Raw genomic sequence first — 6,124 nt, 5'->3', positions numbered from 1 at the left:
GGATCTGGACAGACCTCACCGTATAGGATACGATGCTGCGCTATAGGGTCGTGAATGAGGCGAGCCATATGACAATATAAGATATGCCATAGTATGTCCTGATGTTCAGGTTGGGATCTCGATAGTGCTACACGGACAGGATATGGCAGAGGGCGATGTCGTTGTTCGGCACCACGCCGGAGGGCTGGGCGCGCGTCCAGGCCATCGTCGACTACACGCACGAGCGGATCCGCTTCGACTATCAACGCGCCGATGCCACGAGGAGTGCGCATGACGCCTTCATGCAGCGCGAGGGTGTCTGCCGGGACTTCGCGCATCTGGCGATCGCCCTGTGCCGGTGCATGAACATCCCGGCGCGCTATGCCACCGGCTATCTGGGCGACATCGGCGTGCCGAAGGATCCGGCGCCGATGGACTTCTCCGCGTGGTTCGAGGTCTACCTCCACGGTCCCGACGGGCCGCGCTGGTACACGTTCGACGCCCGCCACAACCGGCCCCGGATCGGCCGCATCGTCATGGCCCGCGGCCGCGACGCCACCGACTGCGCGATCTCGACCAATTTCGGCTACGCCCATCTCGCACGGTTCGACATCCACACCGACGAGGTGACCTGAGCAAGCCGCGGGCCCTGGCCCGAGCCGCGGCGCACCGCACGGTCGAGCGGCCCTGCGTATTCCGCCCAACAGCAAATTCATGGCGGATGTGTGGAACTGCCTGCCTATGCTCACGCTTGTAAAGGCAAAGGTTATCGCACAGGCAGGCCACTCATGAAGACCTCGGTCACCGCACTCGGCGCGCTCCTCGGCGTGGCTGTTCTTGCCGCAACGCCAGCCCTCGCCGCTTCGTCGTACGATCCCTTCGGTACGGACGGCTCCGACGAGTACTACTCGGATCAGGGACAGTACGGTTACCAGGGCACTTACGCCCCGGGCTATGGCCAGGGCGTGCAGGCGGCGCCGCAGGCGCAGGTCCAGCCGATCCCCCGTGAGGTCGTGGCGTTCAACGCGCCCTACGCGCCCGGCACCATCGTGGTCTCCACCGCCGAGCGCCGCCTGTACTTCGTTCTGGGCGATGGTCAGGCGATCCGGTACGGCGTCGGCGTCGGTCGCCCGGGCTTCAGCTGGAGCGGCACCAACAAGATCACCGCCAAGCGCGAGTGGCCGTCGTGGACGCCCCCGAAGGCCATGATCGCCCGCCGTCCCGACCTGCCGCGCTACATGGCCGGCGGCATCGAGAATCCGCTCGGCGCCCGTGCCATGTATATCGGCAGCACCGAGTATCGCATCCACGGCTCCAACGAGCCGGACACGATCGGTCAGGCGGTGTCGTCGGGCTGCATCCGGATGACCAATGACGACGTCACCGATCTCTACGAGCGTGTGAAGGTCGGCGCCAAGGTCGTCGTTCTGAACTGAGTTCGATCCGGCGGGACCATCCTCGCCGGACCCCGCCCCCACGAGACCGGCCGCGCCACCCATCCGGGTGCGCGGCCCTTTCCGTTACGGGACGACGCGCCCGACAGCGGTCTGCGGCGGGCTGAACGAGGCGATCGGCATGTCGCAGAAGCAGCGCACGCCGAGGGGCCGCGGGCCGGGCAGAGGACACGAGAACGGCTTCGGTCCGGTGATGCCCTGCTGGACCGCATCGCAGTTGTAACCGACGGGGGCGCGCTGCGCCCGGCGGGGGACAGGCCGGTATTCACCGTCGTAACCCGGATCGTCGTAATATTGGGCCCGCGCCGCGCCGGCCGGCAACGCGGCCGCGAGCGCCAGCGCGGCGATCGCGAGCCGGAACGGACCACGCAGGCCGGATCGGCCCGAAACAGTAAGGCGCATCCCTGATTCCTTCGCTCGGCGCGGACTCAACGCGTCCGCCCGGCGGCTCTCGGCGGCAATACCGGCGAAAACGAGACGACCCGCCCCCGGAGCCCGGGAACGGGTCGCAGCCCCGTTGATCGGTGCAGGCCTCAGTGCGTCGCGCGCTCGGCGGCGTCCTGGGCGTCCTGGGCCGTCTGCTTGGCGGCGTCCTGGCCCTGCTCCATGGCCTTGCGAGCCTCGTCGGCCCCCTGTTGCATCGCCGACTTGGCACGCTCGGCGCCCTGCTGCATCGCGCTCTGCGCGAGACCGCTGAACTCCTTGGCCTGCGCCTGGATGGCGGCGAACTGGCTGCGCACGAACTCAGCCTGGTGCTGCATGGCCTCCTGAACGTCCTTGGCGCGAACCAGCTTCTGGGCGAGATCGAAGGCCGCGTTCACGTTCTGCTCGGCATACTCGAAGCCGCGCGAGGAGACGTCCAGCGCGTTGGATCGGGCCATTTCGGCCGAACCCTGCACGGTATCGGCCGTACGGCGGGCCGCGCCGATGAAGCTGTCGAAGGCCTTGCGGGCCTGCTCGACGCTCTTCTCGGCAAAGTCACGCATCTCGGCCGGGACTTCGTAATTCGGGGGGTTGCTCATTCTACGTCTCCTCTCTTGATTGCTCTGTGGATGGCGCTTTGTGCGGTGCACAATATCTGATTCGCCGCCTTATGCCACCCACGCCCATGGCGTTAAGGTTGCCATGACGTAAACGTGTGACGGTTGCGCCCAGAGTCCAGCGTCGCGGCGCAAGGGAGTTTACAATAGGGCTACGGTCACGGGCGTTTCTCGGGCAAAGCGAGCCCATGGAACGTGACGGATCGCGTTAGGGTTCGAGGTCGCGGGCTTTGGAGACGACAGTGACACCGATGGCCGGTGCAGCCCAGCCCGGGCTGGCGACTGCCTTCGCGGCCTGGGCGCGCGTGCCGGCCCTGGCCGCCACGCTCGGCGCTCGGGACACCGTGCATTTCGTGGTCGACCCGTCGGCGGGGCAGATCCTGTACGCGTCCGATGCGGCGGCGCCCTTGGCCGACACCCTGACCGGCTCCGCGCTCGTCGGTTTGATCCGTCAGATTGTTGCCGCGACCGCAGGGGACGCCGCGCCCCGCCTCGCGCGCCTCCGTTTGGATGTCCGCCGCATCGCCCCACCGGCACTGTGCTGGCTGGCGCGCGGTACTCAGGCGGACGGTCGTCCCGCCATCCTCGTGGTACCGACCACGCCCGTGACGACCGCCCGCGCCCGGCCGGTCCGCCCCGTCGCGCCCCCGGCGAGCGCAAGCGCGCCGCCGGCACATCCGCAGGCGACGCCATCCGCGATGGGGCGGGACAACCGCTTCTTGTGGCGCATCGATGCCGCGGGTGCCCTGACCACCCTCACCGGGCCGGAGGCCCTCGCGGGCCTCGTGGGGCAGCGATGGCAGGACATGGCGGCGACAGGCCTCCTGTCCGAAGCCGATTCCGTGCTGGCGGCCCTGCGCGACCGACGAACCTTCCGCGGCGAATCGGCGGTGCTCGATGCCGGCACCGGGCCGTTCCGGGTCGATCTCTCCGGCGCCCCTCTGGGGCGGGGTGATGCTGCGTTCTCCGGCTTCGGCGGGTTCGGCCTGATCCGGAGCGCGCCGAACGCGATCAAGGTCGTCGCCGAGCCCGCGGCGCCGCCGCCGGAATCGTCGGTTTCGGCGTCCGCGTCGTCTCTCCCCGAGCCCGTCGAAGCCGAAAGCCCGGTCGCGCCTGCGCCGGATCTCATCGCGACACCGCTCTCGACTGATGAGCATGCCGCCTTCCGGGAAATCGCCCGGGCGCTGGGCGCACGCTATGCCGGCGACGAGGTCGATCCTGAATCAGGGGCGCCGAAGGCCGAGAGCGGCGCGGTGATGCCGTTCCCCGCGCCGCAGACCAATCCGGTGGAACTGCCCGTGGTCTTCGAGGAGGCCAGCACGGAAACCGACGGGGCCAGTGTCGAGCCCCCCGTCGACGTGGCCGCTCCTCCGCAGGCCGACCTTCTCGCGGGTCTGCCGCTGCCGACGCTGATCCACCACAACGGCACCATCGTCGCCGCCAACCGCGGCTTTCTGGATCTGACAGGCCATCCCGACCTGCCGAGCCTCGCCCGCACCGGGCTCTCCGGACTTCTCCCGGGTCTCCCGCCTTCGAACGCGCTTGGCAACGCGCTTGGCGACGCGGCACGCCGGACCACGGTGAAGTCGGTCGAGGGCCATACGCGTCCGGTGGAACTGCTGAGCGGCGCCTTCAGCTGGGCAGGCGCAACTGCGACGTGCCTGATCGCGCGCCCGGTCGATGAGGCCGATGTCGCGGATGCGCTCACCGCCGAGCGCCTCGCCCGCGCCGCCCAGACGGAACGGACGGCCCGTGCCGAGGCGGCCCTGGACGCACTGGAGATCGGGGTCGTCACCGTCGACGGGGCCGGCCGTATCGTCGCGTTGAACCACGCCGCGGCCGATCTGTTCGGATGCGATCCGCGCGAGGTCGTCGGCGGCAGTTTCGTCAGCCTGTTCGACCGTCAGAGCGTCCTGACGATCGCCGATGCCCTGCGCGGCGCGGCCCCGGAGCGGCGCTCCATTGTCCTGGCCGGCAAGCCGATGTCGCTCGCCGTCGCAGGGCCTCTTGGACGACGGGTGGTCACGCTCGACCATGCCGGTCGCGCAGCGCCCGGAGAGGCGGGCGCAGCCAGTCGCCCGGAAACCGTGCCGGGCGGCGGAGAGGCCTTGAGCCGGCTCGACGGCGCCGTGCGCGGCCCCGTCACCGGGATGATCGATTTGGCAAACGCGATGCTGAAGGAGCCCTTCGGGCCCCTCGGCGACACGCGCTACAGGGACTGCCTGGCGGAGATCAAAGCGTCGGGCGAGACGATCCTGGAACGGGTCGGCAAGCTTCTGGATCTTGCCGCAGTCGAGGCCGGTTCGCTGCGCCTCGAACCCCGCGCTCTCGACCTCAACGACGTCGTGGCGGGTTGCGTCGCCCGCCTTCAGGGCGAGGCAGCGCGGGGCCGGGTCGTGATGCGGACAAGCTTCTCCACCGATCTCGGCGATTTGGAAGCCGACGAGCGCTCGGTCAGCCGCGCGGCCAGTCTCGTGATCGAGAACGCGATCCGACGCTCCGCCGCCGGAAGCCAGATCATCGTTTCCACCGGCTCGGCGGAACGGGCGGCCGTTGCCCTGCGGGTGCGCGGTACCGGCGCCGGGCCTGCTCCGCGGGTGGAAGACCCGAAGGAATCCGTCGAGGACGGGCTGGCACTGCCGCGCGCCCTTGTGGAGGCCAACGGCGGCCGCCTCCAGCTCTCCGCACGCCCGGAAGACGGCACGCTCGTGGAAATCATCATGCCGACGCGACGGGTGGCGAACGGATAGGTCCCTGGCCGATCGCGCGCCGACGCGTCCCCGAAAGCGCGCCCCTGTACCGGCCATCGTCCGGGGGCGGAAACAGAGGACGGCGGGTGATCGTTCGCCAGGCTCCCCGCGCTTGACAGCGCAGCATCGAAGCCTCAATCAGCTCTTACATTGTGCCCAATTTATTTACGGGACTTGATCTGAGCGCGCGCGAAACCGCGATCATATCGTCATCGTAAATTGTAGGCTACATTACTTTGGAAGTCCTGGCTGCGCGGCCGCCACCGCGATACGATCGGGCACCAATCAGGGATGGAACGCCATGCAAGGCAAGGTCATCGAGGTGAAGGACGCGTGGCGCGAGGGCGCTCACGTCGACGATTCCAAGTATCGAGAGATGTATGCGGCGTCCGTCGCCGATCCGAATGCGTTCTGGGCCGAGCACGGCAAGCGCATCGACTGGATGACGCCGTTCTCCATCGTGAAGAACACCAGCTTCGAGCCCGGCAAGGTCTCGATCAAGTGGTTCGAAGACGGCAAGACCAACGTCGCCCATAACTGCATCGACCGTCATCTGGAGACCCGCGGCGACCAGACCGCGATCATCTGGGAAGGCGACAATCCCGACGAGTCGAAGCACATCACTTACCGGGAGCTGCACGCGCAGGTCTGCCGGATGGCCAACGTCCTGCGTAACCGCGGCGTCGGCAAGGGCGATCGGGTCACGCTCTACATGCCGATGATCCCGGAGGCCGCCTACGCGATGCTCGCCTGCGCGCGGCTCGGGGCGATCCACGCCATCGTGTTCGGCGGCTTCTCCCCCGACTCGCTGGCGTCGCGCATCCAGGGGTGCGGCTCCAAGCTGGTGATCACCGCCGACGAGGGCCTGCGCGGCGGCCGCAAGGTGCCGCTGAAGGCCAAT

The 6,124-nt window shown here is 68.6% G+C and carries 5 protein-coding genes and 1 pseudogene; 4 read left to right on the top strand and 2 right to left on the bottom strand.

Going from position 1 to position 6,124, the window contains the following annotated elements; all coding sequences use genetic code 11:
• Positions 1 to 95 precede the first annotated feature (95 nt).
• Positions 96 to 614: pseudogene (locus I53_RS19530) on the top strand (transglutaminase family protein); the annotation flags it as partial.
• Between the two features lie 153 nt (positions 615 to 767).
• The gene (locus I53_RS19525) at positions 768 to 1,415 is read left to right on the top strand and encodes a L,D-transpeptidase (RefSeq protein WP_043353755.1); all 648 of its coding nucleotides are present in this window, start codon (positions 768 to 770) and stop codon (positions 1,413 to 1,415) included.
• 84 nt (positions 1,416 to 1,499) lie between these two features.
• Here the strand turns inward: I53_RS19525 and I53_RS19520 are convergent, their stop codons facing one another.
• On the bottom strand, positions 1,500 to 1,835 hold the full coding sequence (locus I53_RS19520) for a hypothetical protein (RefSeq protein WP_051044905.1): 336 nt from the start codon (positions 1,833 to 1,835) through the stop codon (positions 1,500 to 1,502).
• Positions 1,836 to 1,966: 131 nt separating this feature from the next.
• The gene (locus I53_RS19515; RefSeq protein ID WP_043353754.1) at positions 1,967 to 2,455 is read right to left on the bottom strand and encodes a phasin; all 489 of its coding nucleotides are present in this window, start codon (positions 2,453 to 2,455) and stop codon (positions 1,967 to 1,969) included.
• A 269-nt stretch (positions 2,456 to 2,724) separates the two neighbouring features.
• Here I53_RS19515 and I53_RS19510 point away from each other — a divergent pair, with 269 nt between their 5' ends.
• Together I53_RS19510 and I53_RS19505 are read left to right on the top strand one after the other, a co-directional pair.
• Complete coding sequence (locus I53_RS19510; RefSeq protein WP_251982375.1) at positions 2,725 to 5,223, top strand: PAS domain-containing protein; 2,499 nt, start codon at positions 2,725 to 2,727, stop codon at positions 5,221 to 5,223.
• 301 nt (positions 5,224 to 5,524) lie between these two features.
• A partial coding sequence (locus tag I53_RS19505) for an AMP-binding protein (RefSeq protein WP_043353751.1) occupies positions 5,525 to 6,124 on the top strand: 600 nt, incomplete at its 3' end.

It is taken from the genome of Methylobacterium sp. B1 (genome assembly GCF_000333255.1).
Taxonomy (GTDB): domain Bacteria; phylum Pseudomonadota; class Alphaproteobacteria; order Rhizobiales; family Beijerinckiaceae; genus Methylobacterium; species Methylobacterium fujisawaense.
Note: the sequence above shows the minus strand (reverse complement) of the source record. Positions and strands in the feature narration are given on the sequence as shown.